The sequence below is a fragment of the Peristeroidobacter agariperforans genome (genome assembly GCF_004138335.1).
Classification (GTDB): Bacteria; Pseudomonadota; Gammaproteobacteria; order Steroidobacterales; family Steroidobacteraceae; genus Steroidobacter; species Steroidobacter agariperforans.
Map to the genome: position 1 here is coordinate 1,218,021 of NZ_RYFW01000002.1, position 21,690 is coordinate 1,239,710.

The following is a 21,690-nucleotide window of genomic DNA, read 5'->3' on the forward strand; positions in this document are numbered from 1 at the left end:
GCTGTCTACGTCGCAGTCGCTAAGTACGCGGGGCAACCGCGGCTGCGAGTTCTTTTGCGACTTGTTCCAAATAATGTTCCAACGCCGCGCGGCAGTCGGCCGCGAGCACCACGAAGTCACGACGCGCATCCAACGGATCTGGGTTGCGCAGAATGTGTCCAGCCTTGACCAGTTCGCGGATGCGGCGCAGTGCAGTGGTCGGCGAGATGTGCGCGACCGAGATGCTCAGCGCCGAGACGGAGATGCGTTGCGCGGTCTTGTCGGCGCGTAGTAGTTCGAGCAACAGATCCCAGGCGACGTCGTCCAGTTCGCCCATCGGGTTCAATGCGTGGCGCGGTCGGCGCAAGCGATCGAGGCCGAGTGTCGTGAGGTCGCCGCCATTGAGCGCGGCCGGCTGCGCTGTGGCTGTTGTCGATTGCGGATGTTTCCAAGCGCCGAGCGCCGCGGCCAGCGCTTCGGCTTGCTGTGCCAGCAGCGCGGCCTGGTCCGTCAACTGCATCGCAGCACGGCTGCGGTCCACGTGCTCGACGGCGCTGCGGACGGCGTTCAACAGTTCTTGAGGACGAACTGGTTTGACCAGGAAGTCCACCGCGCCGAGTCGCAGCGCCTGGACCGCGAAATCCACTTCGGGATACGCAGTGAGAAAGATGAAGCGGGGCATCGACGCTGCGCCGGCCAGCGAGCCCAGACTCTTGAGCAAGCTGATGCCGTCCATGCCCGGCATGTGGATATCGCTGATGGCGACCAGGATGTCCGGCGTCGTGCGCAGGATGGCGAGCGCTTCCTCGCCGCCGAAAGCCGTGCGGCAGTCGTAGCCCTCGGTCTGCAATACCGAACGGACCCACAGCACCATCGAGGAATCGTTGTCTATGACCAGCACACGGCTCTTGGCCGCATCGTCGTTCGTACCCGTGCCAGACTGCGTTTTCATCCGTGGTCTCGTTACGTGTACGGCCCCACAAGTGGGCCGCATGCAATGTACCCTATCCTGACCCGCGACTGTCACCACTTACATATGTCACATTCCGCAGACGTCCCATCCGACAGCGCAGACTCGCCCGCGGTGCTCGATCCATGCACGTTTCAAGACCTGCTCGACAGCCTGGTTGCACCCGCCGCCGTCGCTGCGATCTATCGCAAATTCCTCGATAATGCTGCCACTTTCATTCGCGAGCTGCCCAGCCAGGACAGTGCCGCGCGCGTCGAGACCATGCATACGTTAAAAGGCAGCGCGGCGATGCTGGGGGCCAACCGTGTCTCGGCATTGGCAGCTAAACTCCAGTCACATTTACATGGTTCCATCGTTCAGGTTGATCAGGCCGCGCGCGAGCTCGAAGCCGAGCTGGCGAAGTTTCGTGTGGCGGCGGAGCAGCGGTTGCTCGCCGCCGGCGTCACATTCGATCCTTGAGTCTGCGTCAAATTGACGCAGACTCCGACGCGTCAAAATTCTGTCGGGCCGATGCGCGTAGCCACGGCTTCCACCAGCGTGTCGTGGAAGGTGCCTTTGATGACGTAGTAGGTCGCGCCTGCGTCGAAGCCGCGCCACCGTTGCTGGATATCGTCTTTGTCGCACGCGAGCAGCACCGGCAGGTTCTTGAAGCGCGGCTCCTTCCTGATTCGACGGGTCAACTGAATGCCATCGAGCAGCGGCATGTCGATGTCGGTGAGCACCAGATCGATGTTGCCGCTCAGTACGGCATACCAGGCTTCCAGGCCATCGGCCGCGGTCACCACGTCGTAGCCGCGAAAGCGCAGCAGCTTTCGCTCCAGCTCTCGAATCTCCATGCAGTCATCCGCTACGAGCACGACCGGCTTGTGCTTGCTGCTGCGGGGGAGCCCGACGGGTTGAAAATCCGGATCTGGCGGGGCGGGCGATTTCAACGGCGGTGTCCGCGGCAACTTCGCCATCGAGTCGAGCAGATCGACGGCTTGTAACATCATGCCGATGAGTTGCTGCTGCAACTCGATTTCACCGCGGCGGACCGCGGCCAGACATTCTTCCATCGAGCGCGCCAACTCGGCACCCGCTTCGAGTCCGACCATGTGCGCGGTCGCCTCGAAGGAGCGCGCGGCGGAGGCGCAGGCGTTGAGTTGATCGGGAGATAAGGGATCGCGTGCTAGTGCGATCACGCAGTTGGTCAGAAGTTGGACCTGCGTCTGCGCCTGAACACGAAGCAGCTCGAGCATTACCATGGCTGTGTTTCTTCTTCCGCAGTTTGATCCGGCGGGTTGCGCTGGATTCTGCGTGAGCCATGGCGAGCGACGGCGCTCTGTCTGCGTCAGATTGACGACGATACTCGCTGCGTGACGCGCGCAGCGAGCTGGAACTTTACATCACGCGGCGTCTCGCTTCGGGCGACGCACGGCTCTCACTTTGCCGGTGCGTCCGCCGCCGCAGAAGAATCCATCCACGCCATCCGACTCGAGCCCCGACACGCCGGCGCCGGGCGGCATCTCCACGCTTTCCAGAACCTGGCCAGTGTGCGGATCGAGATGTCGCAATTCGCTCTCGTCGTTCTCCCAGGTGGCGTGCCACAGCTCGCCTTCGACCCAGGTGACCCCGGTGACGAAACGATTCGACTCGATGGTGCGCAGGACGGCGCCGTTGTCGGGATCGATCTGATAGATCTTGCGCGCCTGGTAGTGGCCGACCCACAACGTGCCTTCGGCCCAGGCCAGCCCCGAATCGCCGCCATTGCCGGGGGCAGGGATGGTGGCGAGCACTCGGCCGGTCTTTGGATCGATTTTCTGAATACGATTCTCGGCGATCTGGAACAGGTGCTTGCCGTCGAACGCCGTGCCGGCATGCGCGGCCACTTCGAGCGAGCGCACGGTCTTGCCGCTCGCTGGATCGAGTGCGTTCAACTTGTCGCCGGAGGCGAACCAGACCTGCTGGCCGTCATAGGTGACGCCGTGCACGCCCTCGACACCCGGGAACGGGCCGTATTCACGAACGATGTTGGCTTTGGTGCGTTTCATGGGGCCATCCTAGTCGCTCGGCAGCGGAGCAGGGAGTAACAAGGTCGTCGCGAATCCCGGCACGGGCGGCGTCATCCAGCGACGGGCGCGGCCGCGACCGAACGACTGCACTTTGCCGGTCTCGGCCAGCGAGTCGAGCGCGCGTTGCACGGTGCGTTGACTGGCGCCGAGGCCCAGAGCCAGCGCCGAGCTGGACCACGATTCCCCATCGGACAGTAACGCGAGCACCGACGCATATTCTTCTTCGACGGGACGCGCCAGCACGACGACCTCGCGCGCGCTACGTGCCGCCAATGAAAATCCACGTTCCGTCGCGCTCACATTCGCAAACGTTCGTAGCTTCGAACGCAGTCGGCCCATCTCGACACGCAACCTGGCACGATGCGACTCATCGGCGAGCTTTGCTCGGAACGCTCGAGTGATGAGCGTGCCTCGCGCAACATCTTCCGGCCAGGCCTCGGCCAATGCGCGAGCCAGCGTGAAAAGCACCGGACGTGTCGCGAGTGAAACCGACGAGCGTCCGTTACGAATGACGTGACGGCACGCGTCGACCACCAGCGCTTTGGAGGCGAGCACGGCTTCGACTTCGTCGAGCGCGAGCGGGCGTTCTTCGCCGCGAGCGATCAAGCGAGCCGCGGGCGAATTCAATACGTGTGACGCGTTCTCGACCTCGGCGCTCAGTGCCGGAATCCTCGCTTCGCGAGCGGCGCGTCTAGCACGAGTGAGGGCGGCGCGAGCCGTCTTGGAATCAACGCGTCTCATCGCGATGCCTGCAACGATCAATTCATGAGCGGCTCTCAGCGCCGTCGGCATGGAGGCGAAGTCGAGTTCGGCCAGCAGTTGTTCGGCCGCATCGACGCGCCCGATCAACAGCAGACGGCGGATTTCGAGATATCGAGCCAGTGCGGCGTTGGTCGTGTCGCCGTGGGTTTCGAGCGTCACGCGTGCTGTATCGAGTGCCTTTTGTGGCCAGTGCAGGTCGCGCGAGGCCAGTGCAATTTCGGCTTCGGCGACGACGCACCGGGCCCGGGCCATCGTTTCTTTCGGACCGAACGCACGCGCGGCGCTTCGAACGAGCGCTTTCGCTCTGACGAAATCGCCCAGCTGCGCCATGGCGATGCCTCGTAGCGCCAGGGCAGGCGCGTCGTCGCGTAGGGCAACGCGCTTCAGCGCGCCGAGTGGATCGCCCGCCGATAGCGCCCGCGCGGCGGCGGTGATCATTGAATCCATCTGAATCCCGTCAAACTTGTAACTCCCACGGCGGCCTTGGGGTGCTTACGCTGCCTGGCAGTAAAGCATACCAACGGAGCGCGGACCCATGACGCGAGACCTGACTGCCGAGTCGGCCTTTTATGCTGTTTCGGCGCTGCTGTTCGCAACCAGTGTGACGGTGACCGTCGTCTGGTGCGCGTCGATGTCGGCGATGGGCGGAATGCCCATGCCCGGCGGCTGGACCATGTCCATGGCCTGGATGCGAATGCCGGGACAGAGCTGGATCGGCGCCACTGCGAGCTTCGCCGGCATGTGGATGGTGATGATGGTTGCGATGATGCTGCCATCGTTGGTCCCCATGCTGAGTCGCTACCGACGCGCTGTAGGTGAGGCCGGCGAGGCGCGCTTGGGGCGACTGACGATGCTGGTCGGCGCCGGTTATTTCTTTGTATGGACGCTGCTCGGACTGATGGCTTTTCCTGTCGGCATGATGCTGGCCAGCCTCGAGATGCAAGCGCCGACGATCGCCCGCGCCGTGCCCGTCGCAACAGGTGCGATCGTCCTGCTGGCGGGCGCGCTTCAGTTCACGACCTGGAAGGCCCATCATCTTGCGTGCTGTCGTCACTCACTGGCTTGCGCTGGTTGCTTGCGAGCGGATGCCGCGACGGCCTGGCGGCATGGCCTTCGATTGGGCATTCACTGCGCGCACTGCTGTGCAGGTCTGACCTTGATCCTGCTGGTCGTGGGGGTGATGGACCTGCGAGCGATGGCGGCTGTGGCGGCGGCCATCTCCCTGGAGCGGCTTGCGCCTGCCGGGCAGCGGATCGCTCGGGGTATCGGCATTCTGTTGATCGGGCTCGGGTCCTGGATGACGCTTGCGGCCCTGTAGCTTTTTTCGGGTCGAGCGTTCGTTGCGTGTCGGTTTTGGGGGTGCTGGTTCGTCTTTGAGCTACCTTGGAAGGAGAGGCGCCCATGAAGTTGTACGAGTTCGCACCCACCCGTTCGATTCGAGCCCGCTGGGCCTTGCAGGAGCTGGACCTGCCGTTCGACGCCGTCGAAATCAAACTGCTCGAAGGCGCGGGCCAGACGCCGGAATATCTGGCGCTCAATCCCACCGGCAAAGTGCCCACGCTGGTCGACGGCGATTTCGTGGTGACCGAGTCGGTGGCCATCGTGGTCTACCTGGCCGAGAAATATCCGCAGAAGGGCTTGCTGCCAACTGATCTCAAGCAGCGCGCGCAGCTCAATCGTTGGATGCTGTTCATCGTCACCGAACTAGAGCAGCCGTTGTGGCGGATCGCGCGCAATTCGTTCCTGTACCCGGAAGAGCAGCGCCAGGCTACGGATATCGAGATCGCCAAGGGCGAGTTCAGGAAGATGGCCGCGGTGCTGGAGCAGCACATGCAGGGCAGGGCATTTCTGGTCGGCGACCGGGTGAGCGTCGGCGACTTCATCGCCGCCTATACGCTCGATTGGGGCAACGAAGCCGGGCTGCTCGATGAGTGCCCGACGCTGCTCGGCTACATGAAGCGCATGTACGACCGCCCCAAAGCGGCAATGCGAATCAAAGATGCACTGAAGACCGTGGAGGCAGCTTGATCACAGCGTGCTGACGCCGCCGTCCACGAGCAGTTCACTGCCGAGCATGAAACGGGACTCGTCGGAGGCCAGGAACACCGCGGCCTTCGCGAGCTCGAGCGGCGTGCCCATGCAGTGGCGCCGGATTATTTCAACAGCCGAAGCGCGTCAGAACGTCTTGCGGACTTGCAGCTGCACGAACCGGAGGGCGTCGATGTGACGATCCTCGTGATAAAGGATTTCACCGCTCGCTCGCGTGCCGTCATAGACCGTGCGCCACCGACTCTTCGGACGACCCGTGAAGTTGTTGAACATCAGGCGGATCACGGTGTCGGCCCTGGGTGTCCAATCCCAATACAGCCGGAGGAAATGATCCCAATGATCGGTGCGCACCTCGCCAATGCGGAAATAGGTCTCGCGCGCACTGTATGAGTTTTCGAGCGACAGCGTCGAGTTCAGGGTCGGAAACTCCTTGGTGATGAGCACGTCGCCGCCCACCGGCGCATGTTTGGTGATGCGTCGTGACTCGTGCGTCACCGGATCGTCGACCTTGGACCAGTTCCAGTCGCCGTCGAAGCGCAGCTGCGTGCCGGACAGGCCGATCCGGTCCAGCGGCAGTGACAAACCGAGAGCGATCTTTTCGCGTGTGCCGTCGCCGAGGTTGCCGGGCGCATCGAATTCGCCCACCGGCACCAGATCGACCACATCGCTGACCCTCGAGTAGGTGTAACTCAGCACGATCGCGCCGCTGCCCCAGAAGCGTTTTTCGACGGCGCCTTCGAACTCCCAGGCGTTCTCGGGCCGCAGCTCGGCGTTGCCGCCGTTGATGGTGCCCGCATCGAGCGACGCTTGTGAGGCGAAGTCGCGGAACTCGAGCTGGCTGACCGTGCGTTCGATGCGACCTCGCAACTGGATGTCGCTGTCCATATCGAACCTGACCATGACGCGCGGTTTCGGATAACTGAGCGTGCGCTTGGCGTCGTGATCGCCGGACTGGCTGATCGTCGAGACTTCGTAACGCATGCCGATGTCGCTCGCCAGGCGCGGCGTGACTTTCCAGCGAAAATCGACGAATGCCTCGCCACGACGTTCTTCGATCTTCACGGTGTCGGCGGGCAGCTCCACGGGCGTGCCATCGCGGCTGAGGCGAGCGTCGACGTCCAGAAAGTTGTATGCGCCTTCGAGCCCGCTCTCGACGGTCAGGGCCGGGGAGGCGCGATAAGTCGCCGAGCTGCGCAGGATGGACTCGCCGCGAAACGCTTCGTCTTCGGAGCTTTGCAGGTTGAAAGCATCGATCGAGTCCGCGGCGATGACTTTTCGTTCCAGTGTCTGCAGCAGCAGCGCGCGGCCGGTGAGTGCATCGCTGAACGTATGTTCGTAATCGACGCCGGCTTCCCCCTGATCCAGCCGGATGTCGGTGACAACGGTCGAGTCGAAGGTCTGCGGGACGCCGCTGCGCGGCGTGAGGATGTCGAGCTGTTTCGTATCCTGGCTGGTGCCGCCCAGGTTGATGCGCAATAGCCCGGCATCGCCCTGGTATTCGGCCGAACCGTTCGCCTGATATTGGCGCTGACGCCAGTCGGTTTCGAAGTCGCTGGCAAGAATGAGCTCGCGCTCTGCGTTGCGCCGGATCAGTTCGCCGCTGCCGGAGTTGCCGTATTGTTGCTCGTCGCGGACGTTGAGCGTGCCGTTGAGCGAGAGCCGGTCGATGTTGCTGGCGGATTCCAGCCGCAGCCCGATGCCAGGCTCGTGCTCGGTTGCAAACAATCCAGTGACTTCGCCGGCGTGCGTGCTCATGTTGCCGCTGCGACGGACGACGTTCGCGACGACCGATTGACCTTGCATGTTGATGCCGGGCGCGCCGCCTCGAATCACTTCGATCGTGGCGACACCGGACACGGGAATGCGTCGAAGCACGTCTTCGAGCAGCACGGCTTTCGATGCCGGGCGCTGGCCGTCGATCAGCACGTTGCCGAGTGCGCCGGCGAAGCCTCGCACCGTCGTGTCTCCCGGATCGAATGCGAAGCCTGGCAGACGCTTGACCATGTCCAAGGCCGTGGTCGGCTGGAATTCCGTGAAGAAGCTCGCTTCGTAGCGAATCACACCGGCGCCCGCATCGATCGGCACCGCCGAGATCGGCGCGCCGCCGATGGGCGGATCGTCGGGCTCGCTGGTGGTGGCGGGCTCGGAGGCAAGGGCCGCTGCAAATGGGATGCAGGCGACAAATCCGCCGCGGACGCGACGGGACGAAACGAGAGATTGGCGATCCCGCATGACAGTCCACTGCTTTGTGGGTGTCCGCGGCTCTGACGGCCGCGGTTCTTAACAAGAAGTTTAGGTGGCGGCCGCGGAGAGGATCATGTGATTCGCGCGCCAAAGCACCGGCCGCTTGCAAGGATCAAGCGGCCCACGGTGGAGCAGTGGAAGATGTCTGCGCTAGCGATTTATGCGTCAGCCGGGATCGCGAACCTCGGCGCCGTGGTGGGTGGCTTGCCAGCGAGCTTGCAGTGCTGCGAACAGCGCTCGCGTCGAGTTCTGCAGCGCCGGCTCCGGAACTTTCGAGATCCACCAGCTCAGCGCCAGCACGAGGGTCACGCTGCCGGCCAGCGCCATTCCGGTCGGAATGCCCCATTCGACGAACACGCCCAACAACGCTCCGCCAGTCACACTATGGAGCAGGTAGAGCGGATAGGTCATCAAGCCGAGCCGTCGCAGCAGCTGCAGACACCAGCCGGGCAATTGCTGGACGCGGGCGTTGTTGGCGACCACGATCCAGAAGAACAGCATCGCACTCAGCCAGATGAGACACGGCGTGAGAGGCGAGAACGACATGCCGGTCTTCTCCAGCTTCAACACGCTTTCGCCCGCGATCTGCAAACAGCCGCCGACCGCGAATAGTGCGAGCCAGGCGAAGTGGGCGCGCGAGGCTTTCTTCAAGAAGTGCGACCACAGCAGCACGCCAAAAGCGAAGAACACGCCGTGCTGTATCAGCAGCAACTGCGCCAGCCTCGACCATTGCACGCGGCTGAACAACTCGAATACGGCACTGTCCTTGTCCTGAGCGGCAAGGGTGTAACCGATCCAGAACAGCGTGCTGATCAGACCGATGCCGCACATGAGGGGCTTGATCCAGCGCTGCCGGTCGATGGTCAGCAACACGAACATCAACGCGTAGAAGCAGATCTCGACCCCGAGCGTCCAGTAGACGCTGTCGATCCACGCACCGGTCGGAAAGAACGCAACGCTGCGAACATACATCGCAAATAGCGAGAGGGGCCGCATACCAGAGTCGACCAGCAGCCAGGCCAGCAAAGCGATGGTGGCGCAGATCCACACGGCGGGCACCAGTCGCGTGAAGCGGCTCACGAAAAATTTATACGGCGAGCTGCGCTCCGCCGACACCACGATGACGAAGCCGGAGATCACGAAAAAGATCTGCACGCCAGCCCAGCCGAACGGCGCGAAGGTATCCCAATCCTGGAAATCGGCCACACCGTGCGAGGCGAGCGCGATCTGCCCCGCGGGGAAGGCCCACGACCAGAAGGCAAGGTGGAACACCATGACGATGCAAGCGGCGAAAAACCGCAGCAGGTCTAGTCCGGGGACGTATTGAGCTTGGTGGACTTTCATCGGGAAAGGCGGGAGGTTAACAGCGCGCTGGCTGCATGCGCAGTTGTCGCGATCTGCGAACACTGGCGCTGCTGCCACAATTGATCACGATCTGCGCGCGCGGCGACGCTATGCTTGGCGGACTAAGGAGAAATTACATGTCGCGCAGCTGGATCTTGAGTGCCGTTACGTCGTTGTCGCTGGTGGGCTCTGTAAATGCTGCCCCGATCGAGTGCTCGCGGTGTGAAGCCTGGAACAAGGAGCAGGTTCCGTTTCAGATCTACGGCAACACTTACTATGTGGGGCCCCACGGCTTGAGCTCGGTATTGATCACATCGCCGCAAGGTCACGTGTTGATCGACGGCGCCTTGCCGCAGTCGGCGCCGTTGATCGCGAAGCATGTCGAGCAGTTGGGCTTCAAGCTGACCGATGTGAAAGTCATCGTGAACTCACATACACACTACGATCATGCCGGCGGTATTGCCGAGCTGCAGAAACTGACGGGTGCGAAAGTGATCGCGAGCGACAAAGCTGCACCGGTCCTGCGTAGTGGTCGCGTAGAGTCCGACGATCCGCAGGTTGAGCATCTGCTCCCATTCCCCGCCGTGAGCAATGTGGAAGCCTTGGGCCAGAGGCCATCGTTGCAAGTGGGCACATTGAAGCTGAGCGTGATCCATACACCCGGCCACGCACCGGGTGGCACATCCTGGCGCTGGCAGTCTTGCGAAGCGGAGCGCTGCTTGAATTTGGTTTACAGCGACAGCTTGAACGCGGTCTCGGACAAATCGTTCAAGTACGGCGGCGACCCGCGCTGGCCAACAGCGGCGAAGGAGCTGAGCACGAGCATGGCGGCGATCTCGGCCGCGCCCTGTGACATCTTGATCACGGCGCACCCCGAGCTGTCGGGGTTATCGGCTGCCATCGATGAGCGCGGCCACGGCGATCGAGCCAAGCTCATCGATTCAGCGGCCTGCAAGCGTTACGTAGCAACGACGCGCCAGTTGCTCGACAAGCGGCTGGCCAGCGAGAAAAGCGCTCAGCACTAAAACCGATACAAGAACGCCAGCTGGAGGATGGGCCACAGGTCGTAATCGCTTACCTCATCCTCGATGCGCTGCTGTTCGCGCTCGATGTCGGCTTGAAACTGGTTCGTGCCGGCGAGCGGCCCGGTCGCACGCAAGTTGTCGATGGTCGGTTTCCCCTGCCAAAGCACACCTATCTCGGCGCCCAGCGTGAAACCTTTCGCGAGCGTACCGCCATAGCCGATCGTCAACGCCGGAGCGAAGTCATCCGTCGTCACGGTGCCGACGAGCGTGCCTACCTGTGCCGGCGAATAGGTCGTACCGCCAATCGTGACATTCGTGGTCGGCGCTCCCACCAACTCGACCTCGTTATTGTTCGCCCGTGCGCCCACGGAAATCCGCAGGCCGTCGCCGGTGGGATACCAGTCCAGCATGACGCCGAACGAGTTCAGATTCAGATCGCCATCGTAGCTGATGTCATCTACTTCCTCGTCGCGCGAGATCGTCAGGAAACCTGCGTTTGCGCGCGCTCCGAGATATGGGCTGGCACGAAATGCCAGCTCTGGTCCAACGCCCAGCGTGCCGCCGGTGACGCCGAGCGACCATCGGCCAGCGGAGCTGTCCTGCCCATGAGCAAGGAATGGTGCTGTACTTATACCGAGCGCGATAACGCCTCTCGCAATCCAGTTGGACGAATTCATGTTCATACCCCCGTGGCCTCGGCAGCGATAACGATGCGGCTCGCCGCTAGTTCCACGGCGGGGTCTACGGGATTTCACGTTCACCTACGGTGAGCCACAGCGTTGCTGCGAACGCCCGCTGCGTGCCAAAGCTATCGATACCGCTTGACCTCAAGCCCACTTGAGCTTGTACATTGGCCGCATCGCCGCAGTAGCGCCGAACAGAGGACAGTATGAGCGAAGCGCTCGTTGCCAATCAGGATCAGGTGGCGCTCTGGAACGACGCGTCGGGGCGGACCTGGGTGGAAATGCAGCCGGTGCTCGATCGGATGCTGTCGCCGTTTGAGGCGCCACTGATCGAAGCGGCATTTCCAGGGCAGGCCGGTCGTGTGCTCGACGTGGGCTGCGGCTCGGGAGCGACGACGCTTGCGATGGCGAAACGATTGGGTACGAGCGGCAGGTGTGTCGGGGTGGATATTTCTGGGCCGTTGCTAGCGGCCGCGAGGCAGCGTGCGGCTGCTGATGGAATCGATACAGCGACATTCGTACAGGCGGATGCGCAGACTCATGCGTTCGTTCCGGGCAGTTTCGATGCGATGATCTCTCGGTTCGGGGTCATGTTCTTCGATGCTCCGGAAGCAGCGTTCGACAATATCCGTCGCGCGATGCGCATCGGCGCGAAGTTGGCCCTCGTTGCGTGGCGGAGTCCCGCGGAGAATCCGTTCATGACGACGGCCAAACGCGCGGCCGAGCCATTGCTGACAAACATGCCCAAGCCCGATCCGAATGCTCCTGGGCAGTTCGCGTTCGCGGATGGCAATCGGGTTCGAGGCATCCTGCAAGCCGGCGGCTGGAGCGACATCGACGTGCAGCCGTTGGATGCGGAAGGAACGATCGCCGAAAGCGAGTTGCTCGCCTATGTGACCAGGCTCGGGCCGGTGGGGCTTGCGTTGAGAGAAGTGGACGAGGCGACGCGAGCGCGCGTAACAGAAGTCGTGCACGCCGCCTTCCAGCCTTATATCAAGAATGGCGCCGCGCACTTCGGGATGGCGTGCTGGCTCGTGACTGCGACGAGGAAACACTGAGCGAATTCATATCGACCGGCGCCCCGCAGGAAAGTTCAAGTGGCTTGTACCAGCTTGAGCTGTGCGCGGGCCGCGTTAGTTTCCATCCATTACGCGATCATGTTCCTGGTCGATAGCTCTCACAGAAAGGAGTTACGTCATGGCGATGAGCGTTTCCGCGAGTGCTAGTGGCGAGCCGTTGGTGGATATGAATACGACGCCGTTGATCGACGTCATGCTGGTGCTGCTGATCATGTTCATCATCACGCTGCCGGTGGTGACCAACAACATCAAACTGGATCTGCCCGTCAAACCCGACGGCAAGGCGGCGACGACCGAAAAAATCGATCTGACGATTGATTACGACGGCACCATTCTCTGGAACGGCGCGGTGATCGAAAGCCTCGCGCAACTGGAGCAGTACTTCCGTGCCGAGGCAGCCAGGCCCAATCAGCCCGAGCTGCACGTTCGACCGGACAAACGCGCGAAGTACGATTACGTCGCGCAGGTGCTTGGCAGCGCTCAGCGCAGCGGCATGCAGCGCATTGGCTTCGCGGGCCAGGAACAATTCATTGAGAAGTAGTCGTCAGCCGGGCGTATTGATCACGGCTTCGATCCGATAGCCGTCGGGGTCGAGCACGAACGCGGCGTAATAGTGCGGGCCGTAATCGAGACGCAGTCCCGGCGGCCCGTTATCTTGCCCGCCGTGTTCCAGCGCGGCAGCGTGAAAGCGATCGACTTGATCGCGGGCTTGGGCCGCGAGCGCCAGATGAAAACCAGGCCCGGGAATGACGATGCCTTTCGGCACGAGCTTCAATGCCAGCTTGTCGTCGCCGCCCGGATAGCCATAGCCCACCGCCGTATCGTCGCTCCAGACGCGCACGAAGCCCAGCGGCGCGAGCGCCGCATCGTAGAAGCAGGCCGCCCGCTGCAGATCGCGGACGGCGAACGAGATGTGATGAAGCATGTCAGGCGACCGAACCGATCGCCTTGGCGATGTAATCGATCGATTCCATGCTGACACCCGCGATGTTGATACGGCCATCGCGCGTCATATAGATGTGGTGCTGCTGGCGCAGTGTATCGGCCGCCTCCGGCGTCACCGGGATGGTCGAGAACATGCCGCGCTGTTTTTCGATCACAGAAGCCATCTCGGCGCTGCAAGTCTTGGCCAGCGCCGCGGACAGCGCGCTACGGAGCGAAAGCATCCGGTTGCGCATGGCGTCGACTTCGTTGCGCCAATCTTCACTGAGCTTCGTGTCGCTAAGGATGCGCGCGACAATGGCTGCGCCGTGATCCGGCGGCATCGACCAAACGCCGCGAGCGATTTTGCGTAGATGACTGGTCGCGGCGTTCGTCTGCGTGCCGGACTCCGACAGCACCATGAGCGCGCCGACGCGTTCACGATACAAACCGAAGTTCTTCGAGCACGACACGGCGATGAGCGCTTCGGGCACCGTCGCCGCAATCAGACGAGCGCCTTCGGCATCCGCTTCGATGCCTTCGCCCAAACCTTGATATGCGATATCGACGTACGGCACGAGCCGACGTTGCAACAACACGTCGGCAATCTTGCGCCACTGTGCGATCGATAGATCCGCACCCGTCGGGTTGTGACAGCAGCCGTGCAACAACACGACATCGCCCGCGGGCAGCGAGCTCAGACGCTCGAGCATGGCGTCGAATTTCACCGTGCCGGTGCGATGTTCGAAGTAGGGATAGCGCTCGAGCTGCAATCCTGCGCCGCTGAGCAGCGGCACGTGATTGGCCCAGGTCGGATCGCTGACGTGAACCGTCGGGCGCGCGCCGCCGACGGTCAGCAGTTCTGCGCCCAAACGCAAGGCTCCACATCCGCCCGGCGATTGCACTGCTCGCACGCGGCCGCTGGTCAGTGCCGGATGTTTGCTGCCGAGAACCAGTTCGGCGATCAGCGCATTGAACTGCTCGTTGCCAGCCGGCCCGACGTATGTCTTGGTCTGTTGGTCGGCGAGCACTGCCTGCTCGGCGGCCCGCACGGCGCGCAACACGGGGGTTTTGCCATGCTCGTCTTTATAAACGCCTACGCCCAGATCGATTTTCGTGGCAGCCGTGTCGGCGCGAAAGGCCGCCATCAGGCCGAGGATGGGGTCTTCGGGAAGCGCTTGCAGGTTCTCGAACAAGGGGGCAACTCCGTGAAATGCGAGGCGTGGCGGTGCGCCGAAACCCCATATATTAGAGAGATGCGGGCCGCTCGGCCATGGGCAGGCGCCTACCGCCCGTTCAGCCTTGCACGCCGCCCGATCGATACAGCGCGCGCACGAAATCCGACTGGGTGATGATGCCGACCAGTCGGTTGTCATCGCAGATGACCGGGATGTGATGATGGCCGTGCTCGGAGAAGATCGGCATCAGCTCGCCCACCGATCGGTCCGCGCTGACGACGCGCACCTTGTGGCACATGATCTGGCCAACGGCCTCGGGCTTGGTCGCGTGAGTGTTGCCGCTGCGCTTGATCAGCAGATTGAGTCGCTCGCGCATCAGATTGCTGCGGTCCACGTCGGCGTGGCGCATGAAGTCGGCGAGCGAAATGATGCCGATGATGCGTCGATGCCGATCGACCACGGGCAGCGCCTTGACCCGATGGCGACGCATGAGCGCCCAGGCTTCTTGCAGGTCGGTGCCGTATTCGACCGTGAAGACGGTGCGCGTCATGATGTCTTCGCAGCGCAGCTCGCTCATGCGCCGTTCCATGGCGTTCATCTCGGCCATGTGCAGGATGTTCTCCAGCTCGTCGCGGCTCACGTCGAGCACCTGGTTGTAACGTTTCAGCACCTCGTCGAGATCGGCGGAGCTGAAACGGCTGTTCGGCACGTGGGCGCGCTCGATCACCTGGCCGTGCGGATAGCGGCGACCTGTCGCGGTGTTATAGACGATGCCGACGAGGACCAGCAGAACGCTGTTGGTCAGCACGGGGAAGAGTACGAAGTCGAGCGAGTTTGCATGTGCTAGGACCGCAAGCAGCGCGGCTGCGCCGCCGGGCGGATGCAGGCAACGAAGAGCAAACATCGCCACCAGCGCCGCTGCCACCGCGACGCCCGCAGCAAGAGCGGGGTCGTCGATCAGCTGGACGCACAGGACACCCATCAAGGCGGAGACGGTGTTGCCGCCGACCACTGACCAAGGTTGCGCCAGGGGACTCGCAGGTACGGCGAACACCAACACGGCGGTCGCACCGAGCGGCGCGATCAACCACATTGCTGTCTCCGGGCTGGCGCAGAGCCGACATAAGACCGCTGTGATCACGATGCCCAACATGGCGCCGACGATGGCGCGCCATTGCTCCGAGGTATCGACAGTGAGCGGAGCGGGGAGGAAGCCTTTCAGCCAGATCGAGACGTTTTCTTGCCAGGTGGGACTGCGAGAAGGCGCAACCGTGCGCGGCGGGTCGAAAGGCGGCACAAACACCAGGGCGGAGGAACAAAGGGCGCGCAATATACGAGTGCGCCGGGCGGCTGTCACTGGGTCGGCTGGGCATACCGTTATTCCCGCCAGATTGACGCTGGCAACGCGGCGGCACTATCGTGTCCGCCGGGCGACAGCAGGGCCGACACATGAGCGACACGATCGAGGCGGGGTCGGCCGAGGATCGGAGTCATCCGCCATCTGACGCTTCGATGCTCGAGTTGATCGAGCACTATCGGGCACAGATCGAAGTGAACGGTGTGAGTGCGGTCGTCAAGTTTATCGGGGCGAACTGAGCGTGATGCGGCGGAAGCGAAATCCTGTCGGGATTGCAGCGGGAAAGCTCATTGTCGCTATCCAGAAGGAATGTGCCGAGGCCATTGGCGAACCTGACGCGGCTCTTGGTCGGAAGGTCCTGGATCGTGCTCATGTCCTGCTGCAAGCGTCGCAGAGCTCATCCGTGCTGAGCCTCCTCGACGGCAGGACGGTTGTTGAATACCTGGATCCGGCGTGGGTGGAAAGGCACTCATCGGTCACGCCAAGTATCGTCGCATTCATGGCCGCGTTAGATGCACACGAGAACGTATAACAACACGCGCGAGCCCACTGCACGCCGCGTTGGGCATACCGTCATTCCCGATAACTGCTGAACACGAAGTCCTGTTGCTGCCGGGCGATGTGGCAGGTGAAACAGGCGGTCGCGGCCTTGTCGCCGACCACGCGCTCGGTAGGGCTGTCGCCGGCGAATCCTTCGAATCCCCAGCCGCCGGTCGCGGCATATTTTCTGGTGTCCTTGAGCATGACACCGACGACTTTGCGCTTGCCTTCGGTGATTGCCGAATCGGCGTCGTTGGCTTCGAGCAGATCGAACACGATGGTCGAGCCGTCGGGGAACTTGCCGCTGCGATATCCCGCCCGCGCCTTCTCATTCGCATAGAGATGATGAATGCCGCCGAAAGAAGCGTGCAGCGGATGGCCGGTCTGGATGACCATGGACTTGATGTGCTGCCACTGTCGATAGCCTTGCGGATAAGGCACAGCGTCCGTTGCCGCGTTGACCGCGACTGCGCCGATGACTAGAGCGGCGGGGATGGCGAGAGCGATGGAGAGCTTCACGGTGCACCTCGGTGCTGCAATGTCGGTGAGGGGCAGCGTAGGATGTGCTCACGCCGCCGTGAAGCAGGCTCCAAACGGTGGCTTGGTTACTTTTTGGTGTACATCGATGCCAGCGCTGAAAAAGGCCAGTGAAAAAAAATTAGCGGTGAGAACACCGAAGCCGCCGACCGCGGCGCGCATGGTGGAGGACATCATCGGCTGCAAATGGTCGCTGACCGTGCTGTCGCTGGTGCGCTCCGGCGTGAAGCGGCCGGGGGCCATGCAGCGGCGCGTGGAAGGATTGACGGCGAAGGTGCTGAACGAGCGCCTGCGCAAGCTGCTGCGCTATGAAATCATCGAACGCGAAGTGTTCGCTGAAGTGCCGCCGCGAGTCGAGTATCGATTGACGGACTTCGGCAAGAGATTCGGCGCCGTGATCGATCAGATCACGGCGCTCGATGCCGAACGTAATCGACTTACCACCACACCGTATAGAGCGCAGTGAGGATCAGCACCACGCCGAGCGAGCACACGTTGAAACTCGCCGAGGTCTTGTAACTCACATCCGTAGTGTTGACCTGGCTCTTCGAGGCTGCCGCCGGTTGCAACAGCGAGAACACGATTGCGAGTGCCAGCGCCAGCAGGAACACGACCATCATGCGATCCAGGAAGGGCAGGCCAGGCCACAGCGCCTTGATTGCAATCGAGAGCGCGAATGAGCCAATCGTCGCCGCGAGCGCTCCGGCTTCGGTGGCGCGCTTCCAGAACAAGCCGAGCATGAAGATCACGACGATGCCCGGCGTGAAGAAGCCGGTGTACTCCTGGATGTACTGGAACGCCTGATCGAAGCTGCCGAGCAGCGGACGCGCCGTCATGATCGCCAGGAGGATCGAAACGACGGCGGTAATGCGCCCAACCAGCACCAGCTGCCTCTCGGGCTTCGGCTGGCCCATCTTGTTATAGATGTCCAGCGTAAAGATGGTCGCGATCGAGTTGATCTTGGACGCGGTGGACGCAATGATCGCCGCGATCAGCGCCGCGAACACCAAGCCGGCAATGCCCGTGGGCAACAGCCGCATCATGGTCGGATAGGCTTCATCGGGCTTCGCCAGATCCGGCGCGAGAATCACGGCGGCGATGCCCGGCAATACGATGATCACCGGCATCAGCAACTTCAGGAAGGCGGCAAAGATCACGCCCTTCTGCGCTTCGCCCAAGCTTTTCGCCGCCAGCGCACGCTGGATGATGTATTGATTGAAGCCCCAGTAGCTGAGGTTCGCGATCCACATGCCGCCGATCAGCACCGACAAGCCGGGCAGATCTTTGTAATAGGGGTGCAGAGCGTCGAGGATCATGTGGAAATGTCCCGGTGCGCGTTCGAGCAGGGTGTCGAAGCCCGCCACGACGCCGTTGCCGCCACTGATCTTGTTCAGCGTCAGGTACGAAACCATCAGTCCGCCGAGCACCAGCAGGGACACCTGCACGATGTCGGTCATGGCAACCGCGCGTAAACCACCGCGCAGCTGATACAGGAGCGCGAACACACCTAATCCCACCAGTGCCCAGGTCTGATCGGCGCCAGTGACCTTCGCCACGGCAATCGAGCCCAGCCAGATGATGGAAGTGAGATTCACGAACACGTAGAGGCCGAGCCAGAACACCGCCATCAAGGTGCGGATGCGCGTTCCGTAACGCTCTTCCAGGAACTGCGGCATGGTGTAGATCTTGTTCGCCAGGAAAATCGGCAGGAACCATTTGCCGACGATCAGCAGTGTCAGCGCCGCCATCCATTCATAGGAGGCGATCGCAAGTCCGATGGCATAGCCCGAGCCCGACATGCCGACGATCTGCTCGGCCGAAATGTTGGCGGCGATCAGCGAGGCGCCGATGGCCCACCAGGGCAGGGTCTTGGACGCCAGAAAGTATTCAGCCGAATCCTTTTCCTGGCCGCCGCGCTCGCGCGACACCCACTGCGCGAGGGCGAACAGGCCGATGGCGTAGATGACAATGATGATCAGGTCGAGCGTGGCTAGCTGCATGTTGGTTGTTCTCTATCCGTGGTCGCTGTTCATAGCCAAGAGGACGCTGACGTTCAGCAAGGCGGCTTTAGAAATGGAAGGCGGCGCTTTGCTGGCGGTGGCCGAGCTTGAAGGCGTCCGCGACGAGTTGCAATGGTGTCGAGTCGACATCGCTGCTGCCGGCCCCGATCAGCTCGGCGAAGCGCCGATACAGTCGCGCATATTCCTGATCGGCGGCTGCCAGGTGCGGCATTTCATCGATGTACAAACGGCTGCCACCATCGGCGAGCAGCAGCGTTTGCTCATCGGTGAGCACTTCGATGTCCCAGCAGGGCGTGCCCGAATAGAGAAAGTCGAAGGAGGCTTGCACTCGCGCTGCGGAGCCGTGCGACATCGCAACCTCCGCCGCAATCGGCGATTCCCAGTTGCTGGGATATTCCAGTGTCGCCGAGCGCATCGTCAGCTTGTCCGGCAGGATGCGCGTCAGGATGGACAGCGCGTTGATGCCCGGATCGAACACGCCCATGCCGCCGGCCTGCAGGATCCAGTGCTGTCCGGGATGCCAGACGCGAATGTCTTCCTTCCAGGTGACGCGAACGCTCTCGATGGTTCGTTCACTGAGCCACTCGCGTGCCGGCTCTACGCCAGCCGCTTCGCGTGAATGCCAGGTGGTAAAGAGCGTCAGCCCGCGCCGTTGCGCGCGTTGCTCGAGATCGTGAACCTCTTCGACGCTTGCCGCCGGCGGCTTTTCTAGCATTACGTGCAGTCCGGCCTCGATCGCCTCGCGCGCGAGCTCATAGCGACAGGCGGGCGGCGTGCACAAGGACACGGCGTCGACCTCGATGCCCGAGGCCAGCATTGCGGCGACGTCAGAAAAGGTGGACACGTGGGTGAGGGGCCCACCCCGGTTCACTGCCGCGACCAGTTCGAAGGCCGGGTTGCGCGCCAGCGCGGGTAAGTGCTGGTCGCGAGCTATTTTTCCCACTCCCACGAGCGCGAGCTTGATCGCTGCTGATCCCACCTTCGTGAACCTCGTCGAGCCGGGCCGGCGATAGACGCTGGCATTTGCCAACGCTTGCGGCTATCTTCGTCGCGGCAAAGCTGATTTATATGATATATAGGCTTTATAGACTGCGACACCGCCAATAGCAACAGCGGGGCCGCCTCGCGGCAGGGGACTTGAATGATCGACAATGGGCAAGGCCGTCGGAAACTGCGTTCGCGTTCCTGGTTCGACAATCCGTCGAATCCGGACATGACCGCGCTCTATATCGAGAAGTACCTGAATTATGGCCTGTCGATCGAAGAGCTGCAGAGCGACCGGCCCATCATCGGCATCGCACAGACCGGCAGCGATCTGACGCCCTGCAACCGCCAGCACCTGGTCCTGGCCGAGCGCGTCAAGGCCGGCATTCGCGAGGCCGGCGGCATTCCGCTCGAATTTCCGCTGCACCCCATTCAAGAGACCGGCAAGCGGCCGACCGCGGGCCTGGATCGCAATCTGGCTTACTTGAGCCTGGTCGAGACGCTGTTCGGTTATCCGCTGGATGGCGTGGTGTTGACCATCGGCTGCGACAAGACGACGCCCGCGGCGTTGATGGCGGCCGCCACGGTGAATCTGCCGGCCATCGCGCTGTCCGTGGGCCCGATGCTCAACGGCTTCTACGAAGGGCGCCGCGTCGGTTCGGGCACCATCGTCTGGAAGGCGCGCAGCATGCTCGCGGCGGGCGAGATCGATTATCAAGGCTTCGTGCGACTGGTGGCGTCGGCGGCGCCGTCGACCGGCTTCTGCAACACCATGGGCACGGCGACGACCATGAACTCGCTGACCGAAGCGCTCGGCATGTCTTTGCCCGGATCCGCTGCGATTCCCGCGCCCTATCGCGACCGCCAGGAGTGTGCGTACCGGACTGGCTTGACCATCGTCGAGCTCGTCAACGTAGACCGCAAGCCTTCGGATATTCTCACTCGCGACGCATTCCTCAATGCGATTCGCGTGAACTCGGCGCTCGGCGGTTCGACCAACGCGCCGATTCACTTGAACGCCATCGCACGTCACGTCGGTGTGGAATTGACGCTGGAAGATTGGGAGCGCCACGGCCACGACGTGCCGCTGCTCGTGAATCTGCAGCCGGCGGGCGAGTATCTCGGTGAAGATTTCTACCGCGCGGGTGGCGTGCCTGCCGTGGTTGGCGAGTTGATTCGCGCCGGCCTGATCGCCGGTGACGCGTTGACGGTGAACGGCAAGACCATCGGCGAGAACTGCGCAAATGCTCGCAGCATCGACGAGGATGTAATTCGACCTTTCGCGAAGCCGCTGAAGCCGAACGCTGGACTGACCGTGCTCAAGGGCAATTTGTTCGATTCGGCGATCATGAAGACCAGCGTGATCTCACCGGACTTCCGCGCGCGCTATCTGTCCGATCCGAAGGATCCGGATGCATTCGAAGGCAAGGTCGTGGTGTTCGACGGTCCCGAGGACTATCACTCGCGCATCGACGATCCCGCGCTGGGCATCGACGATCGTTCGATTCTGGTGATCCGCGGCACGGGGCCGATTGGCTATCCGGGCGGTGCTGAGGTTGTGAACATGCGTCCGCCCGCCGCGCTGATTCGCGCCGGCGTGGATGCGTTGCCTTGCATCGGCGATGGCCGGCAGTCCGGAACGTCGGGCTCGCCCTCGATTCTCAATGCTTCGCCCGAGGCGGCGGTCGGTGGCGGCCTGTCCTTGCTCCGCACTGGCGATCGCGTGCGGATCGATCTGCGCCGTCGTGAAGTTCGCGTGCTGATCGAAGATCAAGAGCTCACTGCGCGTCGTAAAGAAGCCGAGGCTGCGGGGCCGACGTATCCGCAGTCACAAACGCCGTGGCAAGAAATCCATCGCGCGCTGACGGGTCAGTTCGAGACCGGCGCGGTGCTGGAAATGGCCGTGAAATATCAGCGACTGGCGCAGACGGTGGACAATCTGCGCGACAGCCACTAGTTACCAGTC

General features: G+C 62.5%; 22 protein-coding genes and 1 pseudogene. 9 read left to right on the forward strand and 14 right to left on the reverse strand.

Annotated features, from left to right (window positions below):
* Positions 1-19: 19 nt before the first annotated feature.
* Positions 20-931, reverse strand: a complete 912-nt coding sequence (locus EK373_RS19125) for a response regulator (protein WP_157994426.1) — start codon at positions 929-931, stop codon at positions 20-22.
* Between the two features lie 84 nt (positions 932-1,015).
* Between EK373_RS19125 and EK373_RS19130 the strand changes: the two genes are divergently transcribed.
* Positions 1,016-1,408 (forward strand): Hpt domain-containing protein, encoded by a 393-nt coding sequence (locus EK373_RS19130; RefSeq protein ID WP_157994427.1) that lies wholly within the window; start codon positions 1,016-1,018, stop codon positions 1,406-1,408.
* 32 nt (positions 1,409-1,440) lie between these two features.
* On the opposite strand, the gene EK373_RS19135 is transcribed toward EK373_RS19130, so the two are convergent.
* From EK373_RS19135 to EK373_RS19145, 3 genes are all read right to left on the reverse strand, one after another.
* Positions 1,441-2,193: a response regulator gene (locus tag EK373_RS19135; RefSeq protein ID WP_129645308.1), complete on the reverse strand. Its 753-nt coding sequence runs from the start codon at positions 2,191-2,193 to the stop codon at positions 1,441-1,443.
* A 141-nt stretch (positions 2,194-2,334) separates the two neighbouring features.
* Positions 2,335-2,979, reverse strand: a complete 645-nt coding sequence (locus EK373_RS19140) for a Vgb family protein (protein WP_129645309.1) — start codon at positions 2,977-2,979, stop codon at positions 2,335-2,337.
* A gap of 9 nt (positions 2,980-2,988) precedes the next feature.
* On the reverse strand, positions 2,989-4,209 hold the full coding sequence (locus EK373_RS19145; protein ID WP_129645310.1) for a helix-turn-helix domain-containing protein: 1,221 nt from the start codon (positions 4,207-4,209) through the stop codon (positions 2,989-2,991).
* An 88-nt stretch (positions 4,210-4,297) separates the two neighbouring features.
* On the opposite strand from EK373_RS19145, the gene EK373_RS19150 reads away from it, so the two are divergent.
* Complete coding sequence (locus tag EK373_RS19150; RefSeq protein ID WP_129645311.1) at positions 4,298-5,080, forward strand: DUF2182 domain-containing protein; 783 nt, start codon at positions 4,298-4,300, stop codon at positions 5,078-5,080.
* 83 nt (positions 5,081-5,163) lie between these two features.
* Positions 5,164-5,790 carry a glutathione S-transferase family protein gene (locus EK373_RS19155; protein WP_129645312.1) on the forward strand — a complete coding sequence of 209 codons (627 nt, stop codon included), beginning with the start codon at positions 5,164-5,166 and terminating at the stop codon, positions 5,788-5,790.
* Here EK373_RS19155 and EK373_RS19160 read toward each other — a convergent pair.
* The 3 genes and pseudogenes from EK373_RS19160 to EK373_RS19170 form a co-directional block, all read right to left on the reverse strand.
* Positions 5,791-5,901, reverse strand: a pseudogene (locus EK373_RS19160) (SDR family oxidoreductase); the annotation flags it as partial.
* A gap of 36 nt (positions 5,902-5,937) precedes the next feature.
* Entirely contained in the window at positions 5,938-8,043 is a 2,106-nt protein-coding gene (locus EK373_RS19165) for a TonB-dependent receptor plug domain-containing protein (protein WP_129645313.1), read from the reverse strand.
* Between the two features lie 177 nt (positions 8,044-8,220).
* Entirely contained in the window at positions 8,221-9,399 is a 1,179-nt protein-coding gene (locus EK373_RS19170; RefSeq protein WP_129645314.1) for an acyltransferase family protein, read from the reverse strand.
* Between the two features lie 137 nt (positions 9,400-9,536).
* Between EK373_RS19170 and bla the strand changes: the two genes are divergently transcribed.
* The gene (gene bla, locus EK373_RS19175) at positions 9,537-10,424 is read left to right on the forward strand and encodes a subclass B3 metallo-beta-lactamase (RefSeq protein WP_157994428.1); all 888 of its coding nucleotides are present in this window, start codon (positions 9,537-9,539) and stop codon (positions 10,422-10,424) included.
* Here the strand turns inward: bla and EK373_RS19180 are convergent.
* Positions 10,421-11,101 carry a hypothetical protein gene (locus EK373_RS19180; protein WP_129645316.1) on the reverse strand — a complete coding sequence of 227 codons (681 nt, stop codon included), beginning with the start codon at positions 11,099-11,101 and terminating at the stop codon, positions 10,421-10,423. The genes bla and EK373_RS19180 overlap by 4 nt on opposite strands.
* A 212-nt stretch (positions 11,102-11,313) precedes the next feature.
* On the opposite strand from EK373_RS19180, the gene EK373_RS19185 reads away from it, so the two are divergent.
* Positions 11,314-12,165, forward strand: a complete 852-nt coding sequence (locus EK373_RS19185) for a class I SAM-dependent methyltransferase (protein ID WP_129645317.1) — start codon at positions 11,314-11,316, stop codon at positions 12,163-12,165.
* Between the two features lie 139 nt (positions 12,166-12,304).
* Positions 12,305-12,727: an ExbD/TolR family protein gene (locus tag EK373_RS19190; protein WP_129645318.1), complete on the forward strand. Its 423-nt coding sequence runs from the start codon at positions 12,305-12,307 to the stop codon at positions 12,725-12,727.
* 3 nt (positions 12,728-12,730) lie between these two features.
* Here EK373_RS19190 and EK373_RS19195 read toward each other — a convergent pair whose 3' ends face one another.
* The 3 genes from EK373_RS19195 to EK373_RS19205 form a co-directional block, all read right to left on the reverse strand.
* Entirely contained in the window at positions 12,731-13,111 is a 381-nt protein-coding gene (locus tag EK373_RS19195; protein WP_129645319.1) for a VOC family protein, read from the reverse strand.
* 1 nt (position 13,112) lies between these two features.
* Entirely contained in the window at positions 13,113-14,303 is a 1,191-nt protein-coding gene (locus EK373_RS19200; protein WP_129645320.1) for an amino acid aminotransferase, read from the reverse strand.
* 100 nt (positions 14,304-14,403) lie between these two features.
* On the reverse strand, positions 14,404-15,513 hold the full coding sequence (locus tag EK373_RS19205; RefSeq protein WP_407676206.1) for an HPP family protein: 1,110 nt from the start codon (positions 15,511-15,513) through the stop codon (positions 14,404-14,406).
* A gap of 221 nt (positions 15,514-15,734) precedes the next feature.
* Here EK373_RS19205 and EK373_RS33090 point away from each other — a divergent pair, with 221 nt between their 5' ends.
* Positions 15,735-15,881 (forward strand): hypothetical protein, encoded by a 147-nt coding sequence (locus EK373_RS33090; protein WP_157994429.1) that lies wholly within the window; start codon positions 15,735-15,737, stop codon positions 15,879-15,881.
* 334 nt (positions 15,882-16,215) lie between these two features.
* Here EK373_RS33090 and EK373_RS19210 read toward each other — a convergent pair whose 3' ends face one another.
* Entirely contained in the window at positions 16,216-16,701 is a 486-nt protein-coding gene (locus tag EK373_RS19210; protein WP_129645321.1) for a cytochrome P460 family protein, read from the reverse strand.
* Between the two features lie 106 nt (positions 16,702-16,807).
* On the opposite strand from EK373_RS19210, the gene EK373_RS19215 reads away from it, so the two are divergent.
* A complete protein-coding gene (locus EK373_RS19215) occupies positions 16,808-17,185 on the forward strand; it encodes a winged helix-turn-helix transcriptional regulator (protein ID WP_129645322.1) in 378 nt (125 codons plus the stop codon).
* Here EK373_RS19215 and EK373_RS19220 read toward each other — a convergent pair.
* Positions 17,157-18,719: a sodium/sugar symporter gene (locus EK373_RS19220; protein ID WP_129645323.1), complete on the reverse strand. Its 1,563-nt coding sequence runs from the start codon at positions 18,717-18,719 to the stop codon at positions 17,157-17,159. The genes EK373_RS19215 and EK373_RS19220 overlap by 29 nt on opposite strands.
* A 67-nt stretch (positions 18,720-18,786) precedes the next feature.
* Entirely contained in the window at positions 18,787-19,719 is a 933-nt protein-coding gene (locus EK373_RS19225; protein WP_129645324.1) for a Gfo/Idh/MocA family protein, read from the reverse strand.
* Positions 19,720-19,881: 162 nt separating this feature from the next.
* Here EK373_RS19225 and EK373_RS19230 point away from each other — a divergent pair, with 162 nt between their 5' ends.
* Positions 19,882-21,681, forward strand: a complete 1,800-nt coding sequence (locus tag EK373_RS19230) for an IlvD/Edd family dehydratase (RefSeq protein WP_129645325.1) — start codon at positions 19,882-19,884, stop codon at positions 21,679-21,681.
* Positions 21,682-21,690: the final 9 nt, after the last annotated feature.